Genomic DNA, 20,219 nt, shown 5'->3' with positions numbered 1-20,219 from the left:
ACCCAGTGGAGGGGTCATGGCGGATCCGATCGTGGTCGCCGAGGGGCTGTACAAGTCCTTCGGCGACACCCAGGCACTGCGGGGGCTGGACCTGAGCGTTCCGAGAGGAACGGTCTGCGGCGTGCTGGGGCCCAACGGCGCGGGCAAGACGACCGCGGTGCGCATCCTGGCGACCTTGTCCGATCCCGATGTCGGGCACGCCCGCATCTGCGGATACGACGTCGTCCGCCAGGCCGGCGAGGTACGGACCAGGATCGGGCTCGCGGGCCAGTACGCCGCCGTGGACGAGAAGCTCACCGGCCGTGGAAACCTGCGCATGTTCGGGCGGCTCTACCACCTGTCCCGGCGCGAGGCGCACCGGCGGGCCGACGAGCTGCTCGAACGCTTCGGTCTGATGGATGCCGCCGATCGTCAGGTCGCCGGCTACTCCGGCGGTATGCGGCGTCGCCTCGACCTGATCACCTGCCTCATCCTGCGCCCCGAGGTGCTCTTCCTGGACGAGCCGACCACCGGCCTCGACCCGCGCAGCCGCGGCGAGATCTGGGACAGCGTCCGGGAGTTGGTGGCCGACGGCACCACGGTGCTGCTCACCACGCAGTATCTGGACGAGGCCGACCAGCTGGCCGACGACATCGCCGTCATCGACCATGGGCAGGTGATCGCCACGGGTACTCCCGACGAGCTCAAGGCCACCATCGGCGACCGCCTCGACGTCGTACTCGAAGACCCCGCCGGGCTGCGCCCGGCGGCGACCGTGCTGAACGCCCTGACCGGGACCGATTCCACGACGGCAGGCGCCGACCGGCTCAGCGTCGCCCTGCCCGGCGGAGGTTTCCGGCTCGCCGACATCGTGCGCGAGCTCGACCGCGCCGGGGTCGCCGCGGCCGACGTGCGGCTGCGCCGCCCCACCCTCGACGAGGTGTTCCTGCGCCTCACCGACCAGAAGGAGCGTGTCCGATGACCGATCTCATAGGTGGCCGCCTGCGCTGGACGTTCACCGACGGGCTGACCCTGGTCGGTCGCGAGCTGGGACGGCTGCGGCAGGACCCCGGGGAACTCATCGCCGCGCTGATGTTCCCGGTCGTCATGGTGGTGCTGTTCGGGTACGTCTTCGGCAGCGCGATCCAGGTGCCGGGCGGCGGAGACTACCGCGAATATCTCATGCCCGGGCTGTTCTCGATGGTGACCTTCTCGGCGGCGATGGGGGTCACGCAGCGGGTGGCCGCTGACGCTGCCCGCGGTGTGATGGACCGGTTCCGCTCCATGCCGATGGCGCGGTCGGCGGTGCCGTTCGGTCAGACCGGCGCAGACTCCCTGGCCGGCCTGCCGTTGCTGGCCGTCATGGTGGGGGCGGGCCTGCTGGTGGGCTGGCGGCCGCACCGCGGCCTGATCCCCACGGCTGAGGCGTTCCTCCTGATGCTGCTGCTGCGGTACGCGCTGAGCTGGGTGGGCGTCCACCTGGGCCTGGTGATGAAGAACGATCAGATCGCCAACGCGATGGTGCCGCTGTTCCTGCCGTTCACGATGCTGTCCAACTCGTTCGTCCCGACCGACGGCATGCCGGGCTGGCTGCGCTTCCTGTCCGACTGGAACCCGGTGAGCGCCCTCACCGCCGCCTCGCGAGAGCTGTTCGGCAACCCGGGCGCCCCGTCCGGAAACATGGCCTGGCCACTCGCGCATCCGGTGACCGCTGTCCGGCTCTGGTCGGCCGCGCTGCTGGTGATCTTCGTCCCGCTGTCGCTCCGCGCCTTCATGCGCAGGGGGCGGTGAGGGCCGCCGACGACTGGCGGGCGGGCGGGCGGGAAAAGCGTTCGCGAGGGGCCGGGGCGGCGTGGTTTGCTGCGGGGCATGACCTCGGCATGGACAGGGGAGCGCGTACGGCTGCGGGCCATCGAGCCGGAGGACTGGGAGGCGTTCCACTCCTTCGACGAATACTCCGAAGCCGTCAGGAACGGTCACCAGCTCCACCCGCCGCAGTCGGCGGCGCGGGCCAGGAAGTGGGCCGCCGAGCTGGCCGAGCAGACGCAGGGCCTGGATGACGTGCGCCTGGTCATCGCCACCCGGGACGGGAACGTCCCGGTCGGCATGATCAACACGCACAGCCTCGACCGCGTGCACGGCACCTTCGCGTACGGGATCGGCATCGGGACGCCGCACCACCGCAAGGGCTACGCGGGCGACGCCATCGTCCTGCTCCTGAGGTACATGTTCTTCGAGCGCCGCTTCCAGAAGGCCGAGGCCTGGGTCTACAGCTCCAACGAGCCATCGCTGGCGCTGCACCGGCGGCTGGGGTTCGTGGAGGAGGGCCGCCGGCGCAGGAGCCACTACGCCGACGGCCGTTACGACGACGAGGTCCTGTTCGGTATGACGATCGAGGAGTTCACCGAACGCCACGCCGCCTCATGACGTCCGAAGCTCCCCGCAAGCAGCCGTCACGCCGTGCATGACGTCCGAACTTATGACGTCTGGAGCTTCGCGCAGCCGCCGCGTGGCCGTGACCACGTTCGCCAGCGCGGCCTCCACCTCCTCATACGTCCGCGTCTTCAGCCCGCAGTCCGGATTGACCCAGACCCGCTCCGCCGGCAGCACCTCCAGCGTGCGCCGCAACAGCTCCGCGACCTCCTCCGCGCCGGGCACCCGGGGCGAGTGGATGTCGTACACGCCGGGCCCGAGCCCGCGCCCGAACGAGCCCACCGTTCCCAGGATCCGCGCACCCGAGCGGGCCGATTCGATGGTCGTGACGTCCGCGTCCAGCCCGTCGATGGCGGCAAGGATCTGGTCGGCGTCCGAGTAGCAGAGGTGGGTGTGGATCTGCGTGCGATCGCTCGCCCCCGACGTGGCCCGCCGGTACGCGGCCACCGCCCATTCCAGGTAGTCGGCCTGCGCGGCCCGCCGGAGCGGGAGCAGTTCGCGCAGGGCCGGCTCGTCCACCTGGATGATCGACACTCCGGCCGCCTCCAGGTCGCGGACCTCCTCCCTGACGGCGTCCGCCACCTGGAACACGACGTCGCGCAGTGGCAGGTCGTCGCGGACGAAAGACCAGGCCACGATGGTGACAGGCCCGGTGAGCATGCCCTTGACCGGCTTGTCCGTGAGCGACTGCGCGTACGTGGCCCACCGCACCGTGATCGGCGAGGGGCGGCGGATGTCCCCGTGCAGGATCGGCGGCCGGGTGCAGCGGGAGCCGTACGACTGGACCCAGCCGTTCCTGGTGACGGCGAACCCGTCGAGGTGCTCGGCGAAGTACTGCACCATGTCGTTGCGCTCCGGCTCCCCGTGGACGAGGACGTCCAGCCCGAGGCGCTCCTGGACCCGGATGACGCGCTCGATCTCGGCCTCGACCTGCCGTTCGTAGTCGGCCTGCGCCAGCGTGCCCGAGGCGACCGCGGCACGGGCGGCGCGCAGCGAGCCGGTCTGCGGGAACGAGCCGATCGTGGTGATCGGGAGCGGGGGCAGCCGCAGGTGCCCGGCCTGCGCGGCCGCCCGCACCGCGTACGGGCCGCGCTCCTCCAGCACCACGGGACCGGGCAGCGCCACGGAGGGCTCGGCGGGAGGAGCGTCCCGCAGCGGGGAGCGCGCGAGCGCCACCACCTCCGCCACCTTCTGCTCCGCGAACGCCAGCCGCTCCTTCAGCGCGGGGTCGAGCTCCGGCTCGGCCGCCACGTCGTAAGGCACGTGCAGCAGCGAGCACGACGTGCTGACCACCACCTCCGAGGCCCGCACGGCGCCCAGGGCGGCCAGCGCCCGCTCGGGCGAGGTCCGCCACACGTCGCGCCCGGACACCACGCCCGCGACCACGGTCTTGCCGGACAGGTCGAGCGCGGGCACGCCGCCCCGTACCAGGTCGATGCCGATGGCCTCCACCGGCGTCTCATGAAGCACGGGCAGGGCCTCGCCGAGGTCGCCGAAGTAGGAGGCGACGAAGAGCCCGGGGCGGTCGCTCACGGACCCGAGGCGGGAGTAGGCGGCGAGTACGGCGGCCAGCTCGTCGGCGGTCCGGTCGCCCACCAGCGCGGGCTCGTCGAGCTGCACCCACGCGACGCCCTCGGCGGCCAGCGCGGACAGCAGCTCCTCGTAGCAGCCGAGCACGTCGTCCAGGCGGTCCAGCGCCGCCCCCAGCAGCAGGAACGTGACCGGCCCCACCACCACAGGCCGCGTCTCGAACCCCAGCGCCCGCGCCTCCCGCACCTCGGCCAGCGGCTTGCCCGCGTCCAGCTTGAACACGGTGTCGGGCCCGATCTCGGGGACGATGTAGTGGTAGTTCGTGTCGAACCACTTCGTCATCCGCAGCGGCGCCAGCCCCTCGGTGCCCCTGGCCATCGCGAAGTAGGGGTCGGCGGCCTCGCGATACCGCGCGGGCACCGCCCCCAGCAGCACCGCCGTGTCCAGCACCTGGTCGTACAGCGAGAACGTGTTGGACGGCAGCCCCTCGAGCCCCAGCTCGGCCAGCCTGCGCCAGGTCCGCTCCCTGATCTCGGCGCCCACCCGGTCGAGCTCGGCCCGGCTCGAACGCCCGTCCCAGTACGACTCCAGCGCCCGCTTCAACTCCCTCCGCGGCCCGATCCTCGGATATCCGAGCACGGTGGACTTGGGGAATGGGGACATGTCTCTCGGCTCCCTTGACGTCGTTCGAGTGATCGCAGGCATCCTGCCGAGCACCCGGGAGCTCATGCATCATGTATTCGTGCTGCTTATGCTCAAGGAGATGCACTGCTTCGCCAGGATCGCGGAACGGCTCAGCTTTTCCCGGGCCGCCGCCGACCTGGGGATGTCCCAGCCCGCGATGAGCCAGGCCATCACCAGGCTCGAGCGCGCGGCCGGGGTCAGGCTCTTCGAGCGGACCGCCCGTGACGTGCGGCTCACGGCGGAGGGCAAGGCGCTGCTGCCGTACGCGGAGCAGGTGATCGAGTCGGTCCGGGCGTTCGAGGCTGAGTCCGCGCGACTGGCCAGGCCGACCATTCATCTCGCTTATCCACCGATGGTCGGCGCGCTGGCGGCGCGGATCGTCAGGCGGCTGGCGGGCCGCACTCCCGCGATCGGCGTGGAGCTGCGCGCGGCGGGCCGCGGGACCGCGGCGCAGGCGCTGGCGGGCGGCGAGGTCTCGGCCGCGATCCTGGCCACTCCTGCACCCGCGCGGTTTGTGACGGCGGCCAGGTTTCACGTGACGGTCGACCACCTGGCCGTTCCCGTGGGCCACCGGCTGGCGGCCAGGCCCAAGGTCACCCCGGAGGAGCTGGGCGGTCAGCTGCTGCTCACGCCGGGCACGCGCCCCTGGCCGGGGCTGCCGGGGCGGTCGCGCATGGTGGCCGACGACGACTTCGCCGCCGCGCTCGACCTGGTGGCCGCGGGGGCGGGGCTGCTGCCGATCCCGCAGCTGCTGGTCAGGACCGTCAGGAGGGACGACGTGCGCTTCGTGCCGCTCGACGCCGGCGACCTGCGCATCACGTACGCGCTGGCCTGGTCGAAGGAGCGCGTCACGCCGGAGCTGATGGCACTCGTGCAGGCCGTGCAGGACGCCCTGTGGACCAGGTGACGGAGGGGACTAGGTGACCGAGAGGTTCTTGAGCGCCTCGCGGCGGCTCAGGCCGGTGATGCCCTTGGCGTTGACGTAGCGGATCACCTCGGTGGGGCTGGTCTTGGCGTACTCGCGTAACGCCCACCCGATCGCCTTGCGCGCGAAGAAGTCGTTGTCTGACAGGCTCGGCTCGATGCACGCGTACAGCAGGGCCGTGTCCGTGCGCTGCTTGAACCGGTTCTGGCACAGGATGGCGGTGCGCCGCTTCCACAGGTCGCCGTCGTGCGCCCACTCCAGCATGAGCGGCCGCATCGAGTCGGGGTACGCGGCCAGCAGGCCGCCGATCCGGTGCGTGGCGAGCTCGTCCACCAGGTCCCACCAGGCCCCGGTGACGATCATCTCCTCGTACATCGGCACGGTGTAGAGGGTCTGGAAGCCCCGGTAGAGGTGGTAGCCGGACAGCTCGACGGCGGCGTAACGCTCCTCGCGGTATTCGGCCTCCCGCCACAGCTCCAGCACGGCCCGCCGCCACTCCGGCGCGCTCTCCAGCCGGTGCTCGGCGAACACCCGCCTGAGCGTCGCCCGTCTGGGCACCGCCTGCACGCCCAGGAACGGCATCGAGGACTTCATGTAGGCGCGCATGGCCTCGGCCTTGCCGGGCTCCGCGATCCCCTGCAGTGCCAGCCGCACCGCTTTGCCGAGGCTCATCCCTTTTGCGTGGTGCGCTCGCCGGTGGCGAGGCCGTCGAAGAGCACGGTGATGTAGTGCTCGGCCAGCGCGTTGGTGTTGAGCCTGCCGCCGGGGCGGAACCAGCGCACCGCCACCCAGATCGTGTCGCGGATCATGCGGTAGGTCAGCTTCGGATCGACGTCGGACCTGAACAGCCCGGCCGCCTGGCCCGCCTTGATCTGCGCGACCCAGATCTGCTCGACCTCGTCCTCGGCCTTGACCAGGTAGTTGAAGCGCTCGAACTGCCGCAGGTAGTTCCAGTCGTTCTGCATGACCGTGATCGCGGCCCGGTGGGGCTCCAGCGTGCTGAACCCGATGCGGACCATCTCCGACAGCACCGTGCGGGCGTCGGCGTTGGAGTCGACCGCCGCGCGGTAGCGCGCGATGAGGTCGTCGAGGAAGGTGGAGAGCACCTCGTCGACGATCGTCTCCTTGGAGTCGAAGTGGTGGTAGAGACTCCCGGAGAGGATGCCCGCCTCGGTGGCGATCTCGCGTACTGTCGTGGCCTGGAAGCCCTTGCGCGCGAAGATCTCCGCGGCGAGCTTGACGAGGTGGTCGCGGCGCTCGGAAGCCGATCCCGAGGAGGTCGCGCGCTGGCGCTTCGCCGGGGTGGCCGTGGTGCCGGAGTTCTTACGCGTGGTCACGACACCATTATGAGCCCTCAGGCAATCGCTTGTTCACCTAACCGCCCCAGCTCATGCGGCATTCCGCCCCGTACCAAGCGCTTGCTACGATGCGAAGGTGAATGAGGCGTACATCGTCGGCGCGGTCCGCACCCCCGTCGGGCGCAGGAACGGCGGCCTGGCCGCGGCGCACCCCGCCGACCTCGGAGCGCACGTGCTCAAGGAGCTGATGGACCGGACCGGCGCCGATCCGTCGGCCGTCGAGGATGTCATCTTCGGCTGCGTGGACACGATCGGCCCGCAGGCCGGCGACGTCGCCCGCACCTGCTGGCTCGCGGCCGGGCTCCCCGAGGAGGTCCCCGGCGTCACGGTGGACCGCCAGTGCGGCTCCTCCCAGCAGGCGCTCCACTTCGCCGCCCAGGCCGTGCTGTCCGGCACGAGCGACCTGGTGGTGGCGGGCGGCGTGCAGAACATGAGCATGATCCCCATCTCGGCCGCGATGCTCGTGGGCCGCGCGTTCGGGCACGAGACCCCCTTCGGGGGCTCCAAGGGCTGGATCGAGCGGTACGGCACGCAGGAGGTCTCCCAGTTCACCGGGGCCGAGCAGATGGCCACAACCTGGGACATCTCCCGCGAGGAGATGGAGCGGTACGCGTACGAGTCGCACCGCCGGGCCGCCCACGCCATCGACGTCGGCCGTTTCGCGCGCGAGATCGCCCCCTACGAGGGCGTCGCCACCGACGAGTGCCCGCGCAGGGACACCACGATCGAGAAGATGGCCGGGCTCAAGCCCCTGGTCGAGGGCGGCCGGCTCACCGCGGCCCTGGCGTCCCAGATCTCCGACGGCGCGGCGGCCCTGCTGATCGCCTCGCCCAGAGCCGTACGGGAGCACGGCCTGACCCCGCGCGCCCGTGTGCACCACCTGTCGGCCCGCGGCGCCGACCCGATCATGATGCTCTCCGCCCCCATCCCGGCCACCGTGCACGCGCTCGGCATGACCGGCCTGGGCATCGACGACTTCGACGCGATCGAGATCAACGAGGCGTTCGCGCCGGTCGTCCTGGCCTGGATCAAGGAGACCGGCGCGGATCCCGCCAAGGTCAACCCGAACGGCGGCGCCATCGCGCTCGGCCACCCCCTCGGCGCGACCGGCGCCGTGCTGGCGGTGAAGCTGCTGCACGAGCTGGAACGCGCGGGCGGGCGGTACGGCCTGCAGACCATGTGCGAGGGAGGAGGGCAGGCGAACGTCACCGTCATCGAGCGACTGGCCGCCGGTTGACGTCTGAAAATGCCTCTAGCAAATAGGAAACTTTCCTATTAGATTTCGGGTCATGCCCTTGAGCGGTGACCTGCTTCGCCTTGCCGACGCCGTCCTCTTCCCCGGTTTCGCGGGACACACGCCTCCTGACTGGCTCCGCCGCCGCCTCGGCGACGGGCTGGCCGGCGTCGTGCTGTTCTCCCGCAACATCGCCGACCCCGCCCAGGTGGCCCGGCTGACCGCCGCACTGCGTGCCGAGAACCCCTCGGTGCTCGTCGGCACCGACGAGGAGTCGGGGGAGGTCACCCGGCTGGAGGTGGCCACCGGGAGCAGCCGCCCCGGCGGGTACGCGCTCGGCGTCGTGGACGACGTGGACCTCACCGAGGCCCTGGCCAGGGATCTCGGCGGCGACCTGGCCGCGGTGGGCATCACGCTCGACCTCGCCCCTTCCGCCGACGTGAACTCCAACCCGGACAACCCCGTCATCGGCCTGCGGGCCTTCGGCGCGGACCCGGTGCTGGTGTCCCGGCACGCCAGGGCGTTCGTGCGCGGCCTGCAGTCGGCCGGCGTGGCCGCGTGCGCCAAGCACTTCCCCGGGCACGGCGACACCTCGGTGGACTCGCATCACGGCGTGCCCGTGGTGTCCGACGACGGGATCGAGGACGCGCTGCTCCCTTTCCGTGAGGCGATCAAGGAGGGGGTCAAGGGCGTCATGACCGGCCACCTCCTGGTGCCCTCGTACGACGCCGAGCGGCCCGCCACGCTCAGCCCCAAGGTGCTCACCGGGCTGCTGCGGGAGGAGCTCGGGTTCCAGGGGATGATCATCACTGACGGCATCGAGATGGCGGCGGTGGCGGGGGCGTACGGGATCGGGGGCGCCTCCGCCCGCGCCCTCGCAGCGGGAGCCGACGCGATCTGCGTCGGGGGCGAGCGTGCCGACGAGGCCACCGCCGCCGGGATCCGCGACGCGATCGCCACGGCGGTGACCCAGGGACTGCTGCCCGAGGAGCGGCTGGCCGACGCCGCTCGTAGGGTCCGCGAGCTGGCCTCATGGGCCGCCTCCTCAGGCAGCCGGCCGTCCCGCGACCGCTCCGTCGGTCTGGTCGCCGCGCGCCGGGCGATCAGGATCACCCGCCGGTCGGCCGCTCCCGTGCTGCCGTTGACCTCTCCGGCGTACGTGGTGGAACTGGCGCCCGAGATGAACCTGGCCATCGACAGGAAGACGCCGTGGGGCGTCGGCGAGCCCCTCACTCGCCTGCTGCCGGACACCCTGGTGCGGCGGCTCGTGGCGGGGGACTCGACGGGGCCGACGCTTGAGCGCCTGCTCGGGGAGTCCGCAGGATGGCCGCTGGTGGTCGTGGTCCGGGACGTGCACCGTCATGCCTGGCAGGAGCAGGCGCTGCGGCATCTGCTCAGCGCCCGGTCCGACGCGGTGGTGGTGGAGATGGGGCTTCCCGCGCGGTCGGACCTGGGCGCCGTGCACATCGCCACGTACGGCTCCGCCCAGGTCTGCGGGCAGGCCGCCGCGGAGGTGCTCACGGGTAGGGTTTGATCCCGTGAACTTCGACGGCGAGGACCTTTCTCACAAAGCGCTGGCTGACCGCCTCCCATCCGACGAAACACACGTCTTCCGCAACTGCGACCTCACGGAGACCGACCTGTGGGGCGCGCCGCTGGCGGGGGCCAGGTTCGAGTCGTGCGTGCTGGACCAGACCGACTTCCGCAAGGCCGACCTCGACGGGGCCGCGTTCACGGGCGGGGGCGGGATGCGGACCCGCTTCAACGACGCCGACCTCATCGACGTGACGTTCACCGACGTGGACCTGTCCTCCGCCCAGTTCGGCGGCGCGCTCCTGACCGATGTCTCGTTCACGGGATGCCGCATGATCGGTACGTCGCTCACGGCCTCGCGCGGCACCGGCTTCAAGCTCAGCCGCTCCAACCTGACCCTGGCCAACCTGGGCGGCTGCTCGCTGCGCGGGGAGCTCATCGAGGGCGTCCGCTTCGACGACGCCGACCTGTCGGGCTGCGACTTCACGGAGGCCACGTTCAGCGAGTGCCGGCTGATCGGGACGCGTCTGCTGCAGACGAAGTTCGCCAAGGCCGATCTGCGCGGGGCCGACCTGGGCCAGCCGGACGACGCCAAGCTGCGGGCGTTCGCGGGCGCCATCATCAACCAGACCCAGGCCAACGCCATTCTCGCCGCCCGCGGGATCACCGTGGTCTGACTCCGATCGGCGTCATATGCAGATCATCGGTATATATTGATCGCATGAAGCCGATGCAGGAACCCACTTTCCTCATCCTCACCGCGCTCGCCGCCGGCCCGCAGCACGGCTACGGCGTGATCACCGACGTGGAACGCATCTCCGACGGCCAGGTCCGCCTGCGCGCCGGCACCCTGTACGCCGCCTTCGACCGCCTCCAGGCAGAGGGCCTCATCGAGGCGGACCGGGAGGAGATCGTGGACGGGAGGGTGCGCCGCTACTACAAGCTGACCGGCGACGGCGCGGCCAGGCTGGCGGCGGAGGCCGAGCGCATGCGCAGGCACGCCGGGGCGGCCACCGCGCGCCTGCGCGCCGCAGGGGCGGGAGGCATGGCATGAGCCCGCTCGAAGCCCGCTACCGCCGCCTGCTGGCCTGCTATCCGCGCGATCACCGGGCCCGGCACGAGGAGGAGATGATCGGCGTGCTGCTGGCCGGCGCGAGGCCCGGCCAGATCCGCCCGCACCCGGCCGACGCGGCCGACCTGCTCTGGGGCGCGTTACGGGTGCACGCCCGGCGGGCGTTCGGGCCGGTCTCGGCGCCCTCCTGGCGGGACGGGGTCGCGCTCGCCGCGGCGCTGTGGCCGTTCCTGATGCTGGCGTCGGCGCTGGCGACGATGCTGCTGGACAGCGCCAGAACCGTGGAGAACGCGCTGAACTTCGGTGTCGCCGTCCTGGCCGGACCCGTCTGGATCCAGCACCTGGCCCAGCCGGTCGCCATCGCGGCCCTGCTCGCGCTGGCGGTGCGGTCCGGCCGCAGGTGGGTCGCCGCGCTCGGCACGGTCGTGCTCGTGCTGGGCATCGCGGACCCCTGGAGTGGGGTGCTTCCGTATCTCACTGTCGTGTCGCCGTCGAGCGGCCGGGTCCTCCTGGTGCACTTGGCGGCACCGAACGTCGGCCCGCTTCTCGTGGCACAGGTGGCGGCGGTCGTCATCGCCTTCATGCCCGCGGCGCACCGCGCGCTCGCGGCCGTCCCCCGGCGCACCTTGCTGCTCTGGGCGCCGCTCGCGCTGGTGGGGCTGACCGCCAGCAAGGCCATCGTGCGCTGGGTGGACGTGATCGCCCATCAGGACGTCGTCGTCTGGAAGCCGGTGCCCTGGCTCGTCGTGGTCGCACTGGCCGCCGGGTACGCGTGCCGGTCGGCGGTGGGGCGGCGGGCGGCGCTGGTGCTGTTCCTGCCCGCGGCCGCCCTCGGCGACCTCGGGGACCTGCCGTGGATCCCCACCTCCACGGCCCTCGCCCAGCTCGGCTGCGCGGCCCTGGCCTTCGCCGGCGTGGCGCTCACCCGTCGCCGGCGCGATCAGGAAGCCTTGGCGACGTAAGTGCCCGGGTCAGGTGGGACAGGGAGTTCTCGGCCTCGGCCATGATGCGGTCGATCAGCTCCCGGCAGGACGGCAGATCGTCGATCACGCCCACCACCTGGCCCGACGCCATCACCCCGAGATCCGCCCGTCCCTCCACCATGGCGGCCCGCAGCAGCACGGGAGTGTTGGCCGCCTGCAGCACCTGGGCCCACGTCAGGTCCCGGGCCTGCCGCATCCGCCTGCCCTCCCTGAGCATCTCCGCCCAGGACAGGCCCGACAGGCGTTTGAAGCGGGCCCCGTTCATCACCGCCCTGATCAGCCGCGACCGCTCCAGCGACGCCACGAAAGGCGTCAGGAGCACCCGGTGCGGCACCCCGTCCACCTTGGTCGTGACCACCGTCTCCCGCGTGGCCAGGTAGAGCTTCTTCACCTCGTCGGGCACGGGGGAGTCGCTCGTCAGCAGGAACCTGGTCCCCATGGCGATCCCGCACGCCCCGTACGCCAGGGCCGCCACCAGCCCCCGCCCGTCGAAGAAGCCTCCGGCCGCGATGACCGGGATGTCCACCGCGTCCACGACCTGCGGCAGCAGCAGGGTGGTGGCGACGGGCCCGGTGTGGCCGCCGCCCTCGCCGCCCTGGACGATCACCGCGTCGACCCCCCAGCCCGCCACCTTCTCCGCGTGCCGGCGGGCCCCCACCGACGGGATCGTGACCACGCCCGCGTCCTTGAGCCGGGCGATCAGGTCGCGCTCGGGCGCCATCGCGAACGACGCCACCCGCACACCCTCCCTGATCAGCACCTCGATCCGCGCCCCGGCGTCGTCGGCGTCGGAACGGATGTTCACCCCGAAGGGCGCGTCCGTGCGCTCCTTGACCCGCCTGATCGCCGCGGTCATCTCGGCCACGGACATCGTCGCGGCGCCGATTACGCCCAGGCCGCCCGCCTGCGAGGTGGCCGCCGCCAGCCGGGCCCCGGCGACGTACCCCATGCCGGTCTGCACGATCGGGTGGCGGCATCCCACCAGCTCGGTCAGCGCGGTCCTCACGCCGCCACCTCGCGGTCGCGGGTCCGCTCGGGGTCGAGGCGGTCCAGGACGTCGAGCTCCTCGACGGTCGGCCCGCGCGTCCGGCTGACCTTCGCGGGAATGTGCAGCTCGAAGCCGGTCGCCGCCACCACATGGGCCACCTCCACCCCGGGATGCACCGACACCAGCCGCATGGTCCCATCGGGGCCGCGGAAGTCCAGGACGGCCAGGTTCGTCACCACCCGGCGCAGATCGAAGGCGCCCCGGTCCGTCCCGACGCCGCTGACCATGTCCACCGAGGGCACGAACACCCGGGGGGAGTGCCGGGGGATCCAGTAGCTGGTCGGATCGCAGCGCGTGTTCCCCGGCGCGCCGCGCACGCCCAGCAGCTGCGCCTTGGGGCGTGACCAGTCGCCGATGCACGAGATGTTCGTGTTGCCGTACCGGTCGATCTGGCTGGCCCCGAGCATGACGTGCCGCCGGCCGTTCAGCACCAGCCACAGGTGCTCGCGGAACGGCAGCCACCCCTCCACCACCCCGGGGGCCTCGCCCAGGGCGGGCACATCGCCGGTGAGCAGGCAGGCGCCGTCGTGCGTGAGCAGCTCCGGCTCGAACGTCAGCCGCGCCAGCCGCGCCGCCAGCACCGTGACCGCCCCGCCGATGCCCGCCGCGAGGATCTCGCCGTCGCCCCTGAACGCCTCCGCGCACGCCACCACGCACACGTCAGCCCTGCTGCTCATCGAACTCCTCCCAAGGCGTCTCCACGTAACGCCGCTGGAGCGCCTCGTCCCGCCCGTAGTCGGGCTCGCACGAGGTGAACCCCGCCCCGCCGGGCGCCTCCACCACCCCGGCCACCATCGAGCGGCTGATCAGCAACGACTGTACGGGCCCTTCCTTCATGAGGTCCTCCACCACCCGCTCGCACGACACGTAACACCGCCGCGCGGCCTTGGCGTAGAGGTCGTCGAAGTACGGGTCGGGGCCCAGGTATTGGGCGTTGCCCCGGGAGTCGGCCCGGTTCAGGTGGACCAGGGCCACGTCCATGGCCAGCGCGGGCACCGCGACCAGCTCCTCCCCGTCCGCGTACGGCGACCGGACCGTCCGCAGCCCGGGATTGACCCGCAGCACGTCCGATCCGAGCCCGGCCCGCGTCGGCAGGAACGGCAGCCGGTGCGCCCCCGCCAGCAGCCCGAACATGAACATCCCCTCGTCGTACTCCACGAACTCGATCTCCCCGGCCTGCCTGGCCCGCCGGAAATGCGGCTCCAGGGGGATGGAGTCGAGCGTGACGAAAGGGGCCACGACCCTGCGGACCTTCTTCGCCGCGCAGAGCATGCCGACGTCCGGGCCGCCGTACGAGACGATCGTGAGGTCGTCGGCGGGGGAGCGGAGGAGGGCGCGTACGAGGGCCATCGGCTTGCGGCGCGAGCCCCAGCCGCCGATCCCGACCGTCATCCCGCTCTCGATCCCGCTCGCGACCTCCTCGGCCGACATCAGCTTGGTCACGTGAATCGCTCCCTGTGCCGGTCTCCGGCGCCCGTCAGGTTCAGCTCGAAGGTGAAGCCCTGCTCGAAGCGGTAACTGCGCTTGACGTCCACGGGGTCGATGCCGTTGAGCGACTCCTTGGCGCAGCGGATCACGTACGGGTCCTTCGCGGCGATCTGCCCCGCCACCTCCAGCGCCGCGTCGCGCAGCTTGTCGCCCGGCACCACCTCCAGCACCGACCCGAACGCGTGCAGCTCGGCGGCCGTCACGTTCCTGCACGTGTAGACCATGGCCCGCATCAGGTGCTGCGGCACCAGCCTGGACAGGTGCGTGGCCGCGCCCAGCGCGCCCCTGTCCACCTCGGGCAGCCCGAAGTAGGCGTCCTCGCTCGCCACCACGACGTCGGCGTTGCCTGCCAGGCCGACGCCGCCGCCCAGGCAGAAGCCGTGCACCGCCGCGATCACCGGCACCGCGCACTCGTAGACCGCCGCGAAGGCCGCGTAACACGCCCGGTTGACCCCGACCAGCGCCTCGTGACCTTTGGCGTCGCGCAGTTCCTTGATGTCGACCCCGGCGTTGAACCCGCGCCCCTCGGCCCGCAGCACCACCACCCTGGTCTCCGGATCGTGCCCGGCCCGCCGGACGGTCTCCGCCAGCTCCTCCCAGCCCCGCACGCTCAACGCGTTCACCGGCGGCACGTTCACCACGATCTCGGCGATCGGCCCGGCCCGCAGGGTGATTCCCATCCCCGCTCCCGTCTGGTTGCACCTAACGCTTGCTTGGTACGGTAGCACCCGTGACCGTGACTTACGACTACACGGGCAAGGCCGTCCTGGTGACGGGCGGCACGCAGGGCATCGGCGCCGGGATCGCCTGCGCCTTCCGCGAAGCGGGCGCCGAGGTGACGGTCTGCGCCAGGCGCGAGCCCGCCGCCCCTCTCCCGGGGTTCCGGTTCGTGCGGGCGGACGTGCGCGTGCCCGACGACGTCGAGCGGCTGATCTCCGGGTTCGACCGGCTCGACGTGGTGGTCAACAACGCGGGCGGCTCGCCGTACGCGCCGCTGGAGGGCACCTCGCCGCGCCTGCACGCCCGCGTCATCGAGCTCAACCTCACGGCCCCGCTGCTGGTCTCGCAGCAGGCGTACCCGCTGCTCGCCGCCGCCGGCGGGACGATCGTGATGATCGGCAGCGCCGGCGGCGCGCGCCCCTCGCCCGGCACCTCCGCGTACGGCGCCGCCAAGGCGGGGCTGCACCACCTGGCCCGCTGCCTGGCCGCCGAGTGGGCCCCCCACGTACGCGTCAACACGGTCGTCGTCGGCCTCGCCGCCACCGAGAACGCCTCCTCCCACTACGGCGGGCGCGACGACGGGATGGGGGCGGCCATCCCCGCGGGCCGGATGGCGACGCCCGCCGACGTGGCCGCCGCGTGCCTGTGGCTGGCCGCGCCCGGCTACGTCACGGGCGCGGAGGTACGGGTGGACGGCGGCGGCGAGATCCCCGCCTGGCGGCACCTGGCCGCCGGCGACGTTTCCTGATATCTCTGCATGATCCTTCTGGGAGGTCTGTGTGGGAATCTGTGCCGGCCGCGTGGTGGTCGTGACGGGTGCCGGTCGGGGTATCGGGAGGGAACACGCGCTGGAGTTCGCCAGACAGGGCGCCCGCGTCGTGGTGAACGACCTCGGCACGGCCAGGGACGGCGAGGGCAGGTCGGGCGGCCCCGCGCTGGAGGTGGTCGAGGAGATCCGCGCCCTCGGCGGTCAGGCGGTGGCCAACAGCGACGACGTGTCCGACTGGGGCGGCGCGGCCCGGCTGGTCAAGACCGCCGTCAGCGCGTACGGCCGCCTCGACGTCCTGGTGAACAACGCGGGCTTCCTCAGGGACAGGATGCTCGTCTCCATGACCGAGCAGGACTGGGACGACGTCGTACGCGTCCACCTCAAGGGCCACTTCCTGCCGCTGCGCCACGCGGCGGCGCACTGGCGGGAGAGGTCCAAGGCGGGCGAACGCGTCGAGGGCCGGGTGATCAACACCTCGTCCGGGGCGGGCCTGCTGGGCAGCGTCGGCCAGGCCAACTACTCGGCGGCCAAGGCGGGGATCGCCGCGCTGACGCAGGTGGCCGCCGCCGAGCTGGCGAGGTACGGCGTGACGGTGAACGCCATCGCGCCCGCCGCCCGTACCCGGATGACCGAGGAGGTGTTCGCCGCCACCATGGCCAGGCCGGAGTCCGGCTTCGACCCCATGGACCCCGCGAACGTCTCCCCGCTCGTCGTCTGGCTCGGCTCCGTGCAGTCCGGTCACGTGACGGGGCGGGTGTTCGAGGTGGAGGGCGGGACGATCGCCCTGGCCACCGGCTGGCGGCACGGTCCCAGAGTGGACGGGGACGGGCGCTGGGACCCGGCGCACGTCGGTGACGCGGTCACCACCCTCCTCGCCTCCGCCCCGTCCCTCGAACCGGTCTACGGCGCACAGCCGAGCCGCTGAACCCGCTAGCGCATGGCCGAGCGGGCGGTCGGGCGCAGCAGGATGCGCTCGGGAGCGGCCGTCAGGCGGGGCTTCAGCATGGGCAGCTCCACCTCCCGCTCGTCCTCGGCCGTCTCGAAGCGGGCGAACCACACGAACACGTTCTCCCCGGTCCGGATCGGGTGCCGGGGGAAGTTGTTCTCCGAGTGCTCGGTCTCCAGGCAGGCGATCGGCGGCACCCCCGCCTCGACCAGGACGGGCGCGACCTCGCGGGCGAAGAACGCGGAGAAGCCGTCCTCGACGTGGTAGATCGTGGCGACGTACAGCGCCGGAGGCGGCTCGCCGGCCCCGACAGCGGGACGCTCCCACTCGGGCGGCTCGGCCCCCACGGAGTGCAGGAGCAGCACGTCGTCCGTGTCGACCATGGTGACCCTGGCGGCGTCGCGATGGGCCAGCCACACGGGCCCGTCGTAGAAGGCCTCCAGTGAGGCCTTGCGTGCGCTCATCGAGGGATAGGCGCGCAACCAGGCGAACCGGTCGGGTGCGTCCTGGACGCGGAAGGTGCCGGAGACACGCATGCCCACCGCCTCCTGCGTCTCGACGAATTCGCGCTCGAACAGCTCGATCAGCGTGTCCCGACGACCGGGGAGCAGGGTGTACTGGCGGAGCTCATAGATCATGCGGGGGACGGTAGGCCCACGTAACTGACACCTCTTGTCAGCGTATCGATCGAACAATCTTCTAGTAACATAAAGCTACGTGACGGCAACGCACGGTTATATGCTCGCACTGGCCTTGATCTCCTCCGGTCAAGGAAGGAGCAGAAGTGATCAGAAGAGTGTGCGCCGCCGTGGCCGTGGTGGGAGCGGCCGTCGGCGGCGCACTGTCGGCGCCCCCCGCTCATGCCGACGACGCCTGGAGCAGTGACAGCTGGTACGGCAACTGGAGCGACAACAGCGGCTCGTCCCAGTCCGGGAACAACTTCGGTGACGTCACCGCCGTCAACCGCGCGGGGGCCGGCTCCACCAACGTCAACAACATCAACGGCATCGCCCCCACCGCCACCGACGGCGGGATGACGGTGACCTACATCTTCTACTGACCGGCTGACGTCCGAAAGCCGAAGACGATCCGAGAGGACAACCACCAACATGATGAAGAAGCTCTGCGTGACCGGTCTCATCGCCGCGGCGGCCACGGGTGTGACGCTGCTGCCGGCACCGGCGTACGCGGACGTCAACGCCGGTAACACCAGCTCCAACCGGAGTTCGTCGCAGTCGGGCAACAACTTCGGCAACGTGGTCAGCAGCAACCGGAGCGCCAGCACCGCCACCAGCCTCAACAACGTCAACGGCAACGCCGTGACCGCCAACAACCGCGGCACCGTGACCGTCCACGACATCGACTAGGCCGGTGGGACGCGCCGGGCCGCGCCAGCCGCGAGCCCGTCCGCGGCGCGAGCCGGGTCCGGAAAAGGCCTGGCTCGCGCCGTAATAGCATCCCTGGATGGCTATTTGTGCATATGTAACGTTTGAGGACCCCGAGGGTGGCGACGACGAGCGCGACCTCGCCCTGTCGGCCTGGCGGGAAGCGGGCATCGACGGGCGCGTCGAGCGCTGGGACGATCCCGCCGTCGACTGGAGCGCGTACGACGCCGTGGTCGTCCGATCGGTCTGGGACTACATTCTCAGGCGGGAGGAGTTCCTGGCGTGGACGCGCCGCGTGGAGTCCGTCACCAGGCTGCTCAACCCGTCCCCGGTCCTCGAGACCAACACCGACAAGACGTACCTGCGGGAGCTCGGGGTGCCGACCGTGCCGACGCACTGGTCGTCGGAGGGGCTGCCGGACTGGCCGGAATACGTGGTCAAGCCGGCGATCTCCGCCGGCGCCCGCGACACCACCAGGACGGCCGACCGCGACAAGGCCAGGGCGCTGGCCGCCGCCCTGGAGGCCGACGGGCGCACCCCGATGGTGCAGCCGTACCTCGACATGGTGGAGTCGGAGGGCGAGACCTCGCTGCTCTACTTCAACGGCCGCTTCAGCCACGCCGTACGCCGCCTGCCCATGCTGGCACCGGGGATGACGTACGACGACAACGCGCGGGCACAGCTCCGCACACCAGCCCCGGACCAGGTCGATCTCGCTGAGAAGGTGCTCACCGCCGTACCCCAGCCCCTGCTCTACGCCAGGATCGACCTGGTCCGGCTACCCGGCGGCGAGCCCGCCGTCATCGAGGTGGAGCTGACGGAGCCCTACCTCTTCCTGCGCTACGAGCCGCGCGCGGCGGCCAACCTCGCCACGGCGCTGCGCGAGCTGCTCTAGGACTCCTTCACCCAGAGCCGCAGCAGCCCGCGGAAGTGCTCGACGAAGCCGTCGCGCTCGTGGGCCGGGTACGTGGCGGTCACGGTGTCCACCAGTAACCGGTCGAACTCGGCCCCGGCCACCCACTCCAGCACCACCTCGTCGAGGTGCGCCAGGTGCTCCTGGCAGAACTCGTGGTAGCGGTCGGTCTCGAAGTACTTGTCCGCCAGCCGCCGGTACTCCGCCAGCCGCTCCTCGTACGTCCCCTCCACGGCGAAGTAGTCGTGTGTCTCCAGGTCGATCCGCGGCCTGCGCCGGGTGGCCACGCAGAACACGCTCCACTTCACCAGCGTCTTGATCGCCCAGGGGAAGTAGTAATGCAGGCTGGTCAGCGCCACGTCGGGGCAGGCGTTGGCGTAGTCGATGGGGTGCACGTCGGAGCCCTTGATCAGGGTCTCGCAGGAGTTGAACTCCCACCGGAAGAACGCGTTCACGAGCTTCCCGATGGTCACCACCTCCTCGCCCACGGACGGCGACAGGAACTCGTGGTCCACGGCGTAGCGGGCGTGCATCGGCTCATCGGGCCTGAACCGCATCACCATCGTCTCCGCCCCGATCGACAGCGACCTGGCGAACGCGTCGTACCCCTCGATGGCCTGCTGGAGGTGCATGAGCATCTCGCCGCTCTGGTCGTAGGCCCGGTGCAGCTCGGCCCGGTCGCGCACCAGCGACACGCCGCGCCAGGCCCCGCCGTCGTACGGCTTCATGAAGAGCGGGTAGCCGACCCGCTCCGCCACCTCGTCCAGGTCGAAGGGCTGGTTGTAGCGGGCCGCGGTGTAGGCGTACCGCGCGTTGTCGAGCGGGTTCTTGTACGGCACCAGCGCCGTCTCCGGGACCTTGAGCCCGAGCCGCATCATCGCGCAGTACGCCGTGTGCTTCTCCATCGACTGGAACGTGAACGGGCTGTTCAGGAGGTAGACGTCGTCCATCATGGAGATCTTCTTGAGCCACTCGCGCGGGTGGTAGTACCAGTACGCCAGCCGGTCGATCACCAGCTCGTGACGCGGCTTGGCCCGCAGGTCGAACGGCTCGATCGTGATGCGCTCCACGTCGAACTCGCCCACCCCCTTGATCGGGCCGAGCCGCCGCAGCACGGTCTCGAACGCCGACGGCCAGTCCTCCTCCGTCCCCAGCAGCAGCCCGATCAGATGTCGCACGACGCCCCTCCTCCCGCCCGCGCGGTCGCAGCGTCCAGCAC

The 20,219-nt window shown here is 71.4% G+C and carries 23 protein-coding genes; 14 read left to right on the top strand and 9 right to left on the bottom strand.

Annotated features, from left to right (window positions below; genetic code table 11):
- Positions 1-16: 16 nt before the first annotated feature.
- The 3 genes from ABD830_RS11375 to ABD830_RS11365 all read left to right on the top strand — a co-directional run bounded on the left by ABD830_RS11375 (position 17) and on the right by ABD830_RS11365 (position 2,406).
- Positions 17-961 (top strand): ATP-binding cassette domain-containing protein, encoded by a 945-nt coding sequence (locus ABD830_RS11375; RefSeq protein ID WP_344986604.1) that lies wholly within the window; start codon positions 17-19, stop codon positions 959-961.
- Entirely contained in the window at positions 958-1,770 is an 813-nt protein-coding gene (locus ABD830_RS11370) for an ABC transporter permease (protein ID WP_344986603.1), read from the top strand. The genes ABD830_RS11375 and ABD830_RS11370 overlap by 4 nt, the downstream gene beginning before the upstream one ends.
- Positions 1,771-1,848: 78 nt before the next feature.
- Positions 1,849-2,406, top strand: coding sequence for a GNAT family N-acetyltransferase (locus tag ABD830_RS11365; RefSeq protein ID WP_344986602.1), 558 nt, complete (start codon positions 1,849-1,851; stop codon positions 2,404-2,406).
- On the opposite strand, the gene metE is transcribed toward ABD830_RS11365, so the two are convergent.
- On the bottom strand, positions 2,401-4,605 hold the full coding sequence (gene metE, locus ABD830_RS11360) for a 5-methyltetrahydropteroyltriglutamate--homocysteine S-methyltransferase (RefSeq protein WP_344986600.1): 2,205 nt from the start codon (positions 4,603-4,605) through the stop codon (positions 2,401-2,403). The genes ABD830_RS11365 and metE overlap by 6 nt on opposite strands.
- 88 nt (positions 4,606-4,693) lie before the next feature.
- On the opposite strand from metE, the gene ABD830_RS11355 reads away from it, so the two are divergent.
- Positions 4,694-5,533 carry a LysR family transcriptional regulator gene (locus ABD830_RS11355; RefSeq protein ID WP_344987665.1) on the top strand — a complete coding sequence of 280 codons (840 nt, stop codon included), beginning with the start codon at positions 4,694-4,696 and terminating at the stop codon, positions 5,531-5,533.
- Positions 5,534-5,542: 9 nt separating this feature from the next.
- Here the strand turns inward: ABD830_RS11355 and ABD830_RS11350 are convergent, their stop codons facing one another.
- Entirely contained in the window at positions 5,543-6,223 is a 681-nt protein-coding gene (locus tag ABD830_RS11350; protein WP_344986598.1) for a DNA alkylation repair protein, read from the bottom strand.
- Entirely contained in the window at positions 6,220-6,888 is a 669-nt protein-coding gene (locus ABD830_RS11345; RefSeq protein ID WP_344986597.1) for a TetR/AcrR family transcriptional regulator, read from the bottom strand. The genes ABD830_RS11350 and ABD830_RS11345 overlap by 4 nt, the downstream gene beginning before the upstream one ends.
- Positions 6,889-6,985: 97 nt before the next feature.
- On the opposite strand from ABD830_RS11345, the gene ABD830_RS11340 reads away from it, so the two are divergent.
- The 5 genes from ABD830_RS11340 to ABD830_RS11320 are packed head-to-tail and all read left to right on the top strand — an operon-like array spanning position 6,986 to position 11,710.
- Complete coding sequence (locus tag ABD830_RS11340; RefSeq protein WP_344986596.1) at positions 6,986-8,146, top strand: acetyl-CoA C-acetyltransferase; 1,161 nt, start codon at positions 6,986-6,988, stop codon at positions 8,144-8,146.
- A 52-nt stretch (positions 8,147-8,198) separates the two neighbouring features.
- Positions 8,199-9,677 carry a glycoside hydrolase family 3 protein gene (locus tag ABD830_RS11335; protein ID WP_344986595.1) on the top strand — a complete coding sequence of 493 codons (1,479 nt, stop codon included), beginning with the start codon at positions 8,199-8,201 and terminating at the stop codon, positions 9,675-9,677.
- A gap of 4 nt (positions 9,678-9,681) precedes the next feature.
- Entirely contained in the window at positions 9,682-10,353 is a 672-nt protein-coding gene (locus tag ABD830_RS11330) for a pentapeptide repeat-containing protein (RefSeq protein ID WP_344986594.1), read from the top strand.
- Positions 10,354-10,397: 44 nt separating this feature from the next.
- A complete protein-coding gene (locus ABD830_RS11325; protein ID WP_344986593.1) occupies positions 10,398-10,730 on the top strand; it encodes a PadR family transcriptional regulator in 333 nt (110 codons plus the stop codon).
- Entirely contained in the window at positions 10,727-11,710 is a 984-nt protein-coding gene (locus ABD830_RS11320) for a hypothetical protein (RefSeq protein WP_344986592.1), read from the top strand. The genes ABD830_RS11325 and ABD830_RS11320 overlap by 4 nt, the downstream gene beginning before the upstream one ends.
- On the opposite strand, the gene ABD830_RS11315 is transcribed toward ABD830_RS11320, so the two are convergent.
- The 4 genes from ABD830_RS11315 to ABD830_RS11300 are packed head-to-tail and all read right to left on the bottom strand — an operon-like array spanning position 11,670 to position 14,947.
- Positions 11,670-12,737, bottom strand: coding sequence for an NAD(P)H-dependent flavin oxidoreductase (locus tag ABD830_RS11315; RefSeq protein WP_344986591.1), 1,068 nt, complete (start codon positions 12,735-12,737; stop codon positions 11,670-11,672). The genes ABD830_RS11320 and ABD830_RS11315 overlap by 41 nt on opposite strands.
- Positions 12,734-13,456 (bottom strand): CoA-transferase subunit beta, encoded by a 723-nt coding sequence (locus ABD830_RS11310; protein WP_344986590.1) that lies wholly within the window; start codon positions 13,454-13,456, stop codon positions 12,734-12,736. Before ABD830_RS11310 ends, ABD830_RS11315 begins: the two co-directional genes overlap by 4 nt.
- Positions 13,440-14,210: a CoA transferase subunit A gene (locus tag ABD830_RS11305; RefSeq protein ID WP_344987664.1), complete on the bottom strand. Its 771-nt coding sequence runs from the start codon at positions 14,208-14,210 to the stop codon at positions 13,440-13,442. The genes ABD830_RS11310 and ABD830_RS11305 overlap by 17 nt, the downstream gene beginning before the upstream one ends.
- 8 nt (positions 14,211-14,218) lie before the next feature.
- Complete coding sequence (locus tag ABD830_RS11300; RefSeq protein ID WP_344986589.1) at positions 14,219-14,947, bottom strand: enoyl-CoA hydratase family protein; 729 nt, start codon at positions 14,945-14,947, stop codon at positions 14,219-14,221.
- Positions 14,948-14,997: 50 nt separating this feature from the next.
- Here ABD830_RS11300 and ABD830_RS11295 point away from each other — a divergent pair, with 50 nt between their 5' ends.
- Together ABD830_RS11295 and ABD830_RS11290 are read left to right on the top strand one after the other, a co-directional pair.
- Entirely contained in the window at positions 14,998-15,735 is a 738-nt protein-coding gene (locus ABD830_RS11295) for an SDR family oxidoreductase (protein ID WP_344986588.1), read from the top strand.
- Between the two features lie 31 nt (positions 15,736-15,766).
- Entirely contained in the window at positions 15,767-16,681 is a 915-nt protein-coding gene (locus ABD830_RS11290; RefSeq protein WP_344986587.1) for an SDR family oxidoreductase, read from the top strand.
- Between the two features lie 5 nt (positions 16,682-16,686).
- Here the strand turns inward: ABD830_RS11290 and ABD830_RS11285 are convergent, their stop codons facing one another.
- Positions 16,687-17,340, bottom strand: coding sequence for an NIPSNAP family protein (locus ABD830_RS11285; protein ID WP_344986585.1), 654 nt, complete (start codon positions 17,338-17,340; stop codon positions 16,687-16,689).
- Between the two features lie 146 nt (positions 17,341-17,486).
- Here ABD830_RS11285 and ABD830_RS11280 point away from each other — a divergent pair, with 146 nt between their 5' ends.
- The 3 genes from ABD830_RS11280 to ABD830_RS11270 all read left to right on the top strand — a co-directional run bounded on the left by ABD830_RS11280 (position 17,487) and on the right by ABD830_RS11270 (position 18,982).
- Entirely contained in the window at positions 17,487-17,762 is a 276-nt protein-coding gene (locus ABD830_RS11280) for a hypothetical protein (protein WP_344986584.1), read from the top strand.
- A 49-nt stretch (positions 17,763-17,811) separates the two neighbouring features.
- Positions 17,812-18,069 (top strand): hypothetical protein, encoded by a 258-nt coding sequence (locus ABD830_RS11275; protein ID WP_344986582.1) that lies wholly within the window; start codon positions 17,812-17,814, stop codon positions 18,067-18,069.
- Positions 18,070-18,166: 97 nt separating this feature from the next.
- Positions 18,167-18,982 carry an ATP-grasp domain-containing protein gene (locus ABD830_RS11270; protein ID WP_344986580.1) on the top strand — a complete coding sequence of 272 codons (816 nt, stop codon included), beginning with the start codon at positions 18,167-18,169 and terminating at the stop codon, positions 18,980-18,982.
- Here ABD830_RS11270 and ABD830_RS11265 read toward each other — a convergent pair.
- Positions 18,979-20,178, bottom strand: a complete 1,200-nt coding sequence (locus ABD830_RS11265) for an ATP-grasp domain-containing protein (RefSeq protein WP_344986578.1) — start codon at positions 20,176-20,178, stop codon at positions 18,979-18,981. The two genes, ABD830_RS11270 and ABD830_RS11265, sit on opposite strands and share 4 nt — an antisense overlap.
- Positions 20,179-20,219 lie beyond the last annotated feature (41 nt).

This window comes from Nonomuraea helvata (assembly GCF_039535785.1).
GTDB classification, from domain to species: Bacteria; Actinomycetota; Actinomycetes; order Streptosporangiales; family Streptosporangiaceae; genus Nonomuraea; species Nonomuraea helvata.
The sequence above is the reverse complement of the archived record's forward strand: the minus strand, read 5'-3'. Positions and strand labels throughout refer to the sequence as shown.

Excerpts from the sequence above, each read along its gene's own strand:
- ABD830_RS11370 (WP_344986603.1), top strand. The coding sequence starts at position 958 with ATGACCGATCTCATAGGTGGCCGCCTGCGCTGGACGTTCACCGACGGG.
- ABD830_RS11275 (WP_344986582.1), top strand. The coding sequence starts at position 17,812 with ATGATGAAGAAGCTCTGCGTGACCGGTCTCATCGCCGCGGCGGCCACG.
- ABD830_RS11355 (WP_344987665.1), top strand. The coding sequence starts at position 4,694 with ATGCTCAAGGAGATGCACTGCTTCGCCAGGATCGCGGAACGGCTCAGC.
- ABD830_RS11270 (WP_344986580.1), top strand. The coding sequence starts at position 18,167 with ATGGCTATTTGTGCATATGTAACGTTTGAGGACCCCGAGGGTGGCGAC.
- ABD830_RS11375 (WP_344986604.1), top strand. The coding sequence starts at position 17 with ATGGCGGATCCGATCGTGGTCGCCGAGGGGCTGTACAAGTCCTTCGGC.
- ABD830_RS11305 (WP_344987664.1), bottom strand. The coding sequence starts at position 14,210 with ATGTCGGCCGAGGAGGTCGCGAGCGGGATCGAGAGCGGGATGACGGTC.
- ABD830_RS11350 (WP_344986598.1), bottom strand. The coding sequence starts at position 6,223 with ATGAGCCTCGGCAAAGCGGTGCGGCTGGCACTGCAGGGGATCGCGGAG.
- metE (WP_344986600.1), bottom strand. The coding sequence starts at position 4,605 with ATGTCCCCATTCCCCAAGTCCACCGTGCTCGGATATCCGAGGATCGGG.
- ABD830_RS11310 (WP_344986590.1), bottom strand. The coding sequence starts at position 13,456 with ATGAGCAGCAGGGCTGACGTGTGCGTGGTGGCGTGCGCGGAGGCGTTC.
- ABD830_RS11285 (WP_344986585.1), bottom strand. The coding sequence starts at position 17,340 with ATGATCTATGAGCTCCGCCAGTACACCCTGCTCCCCGGTCGTCGGGAC.
- ABD830_RS11325 (WP_344986593.1), top strand. The coding sequence starts at position 10,398 with ATGAAGCCGATGCAGGAACCCACTTTCCTCATCCTCACCGCGCTCGCC.
- ABD830_RS11320 (WP_344986592.1), top strand. The coding sequence starts at position 10,727 with ATGAGCCCGCTCGAAGCCCGCTACCGCCGCCTGCTGGCCTGCTATCCG.
- ABD830_RS11300 (WP_344986589.1), bottom strand. The coding sequence starts at position 14,947 with ATGGGAATCACCCTGCGGGCCGGGCCGATCGCCGAGATCGTGGTGAAC.
- ABD830_RS11365 (WP_344986602.1), top strand. The coding sequence starts at position 1,849 with ATGACCTCGGCATGGACAGGGGAGCGCGTACGGCTGCGGGCCATCGAG.
- ABD830_RS11335 (WP_344986595.1), top strand. The coding sequence starts at position 8,199 with ATGCCCTTGAGCGGTGACCTGCTTCGCCTTGCCGACGCCGTCCTCTTC.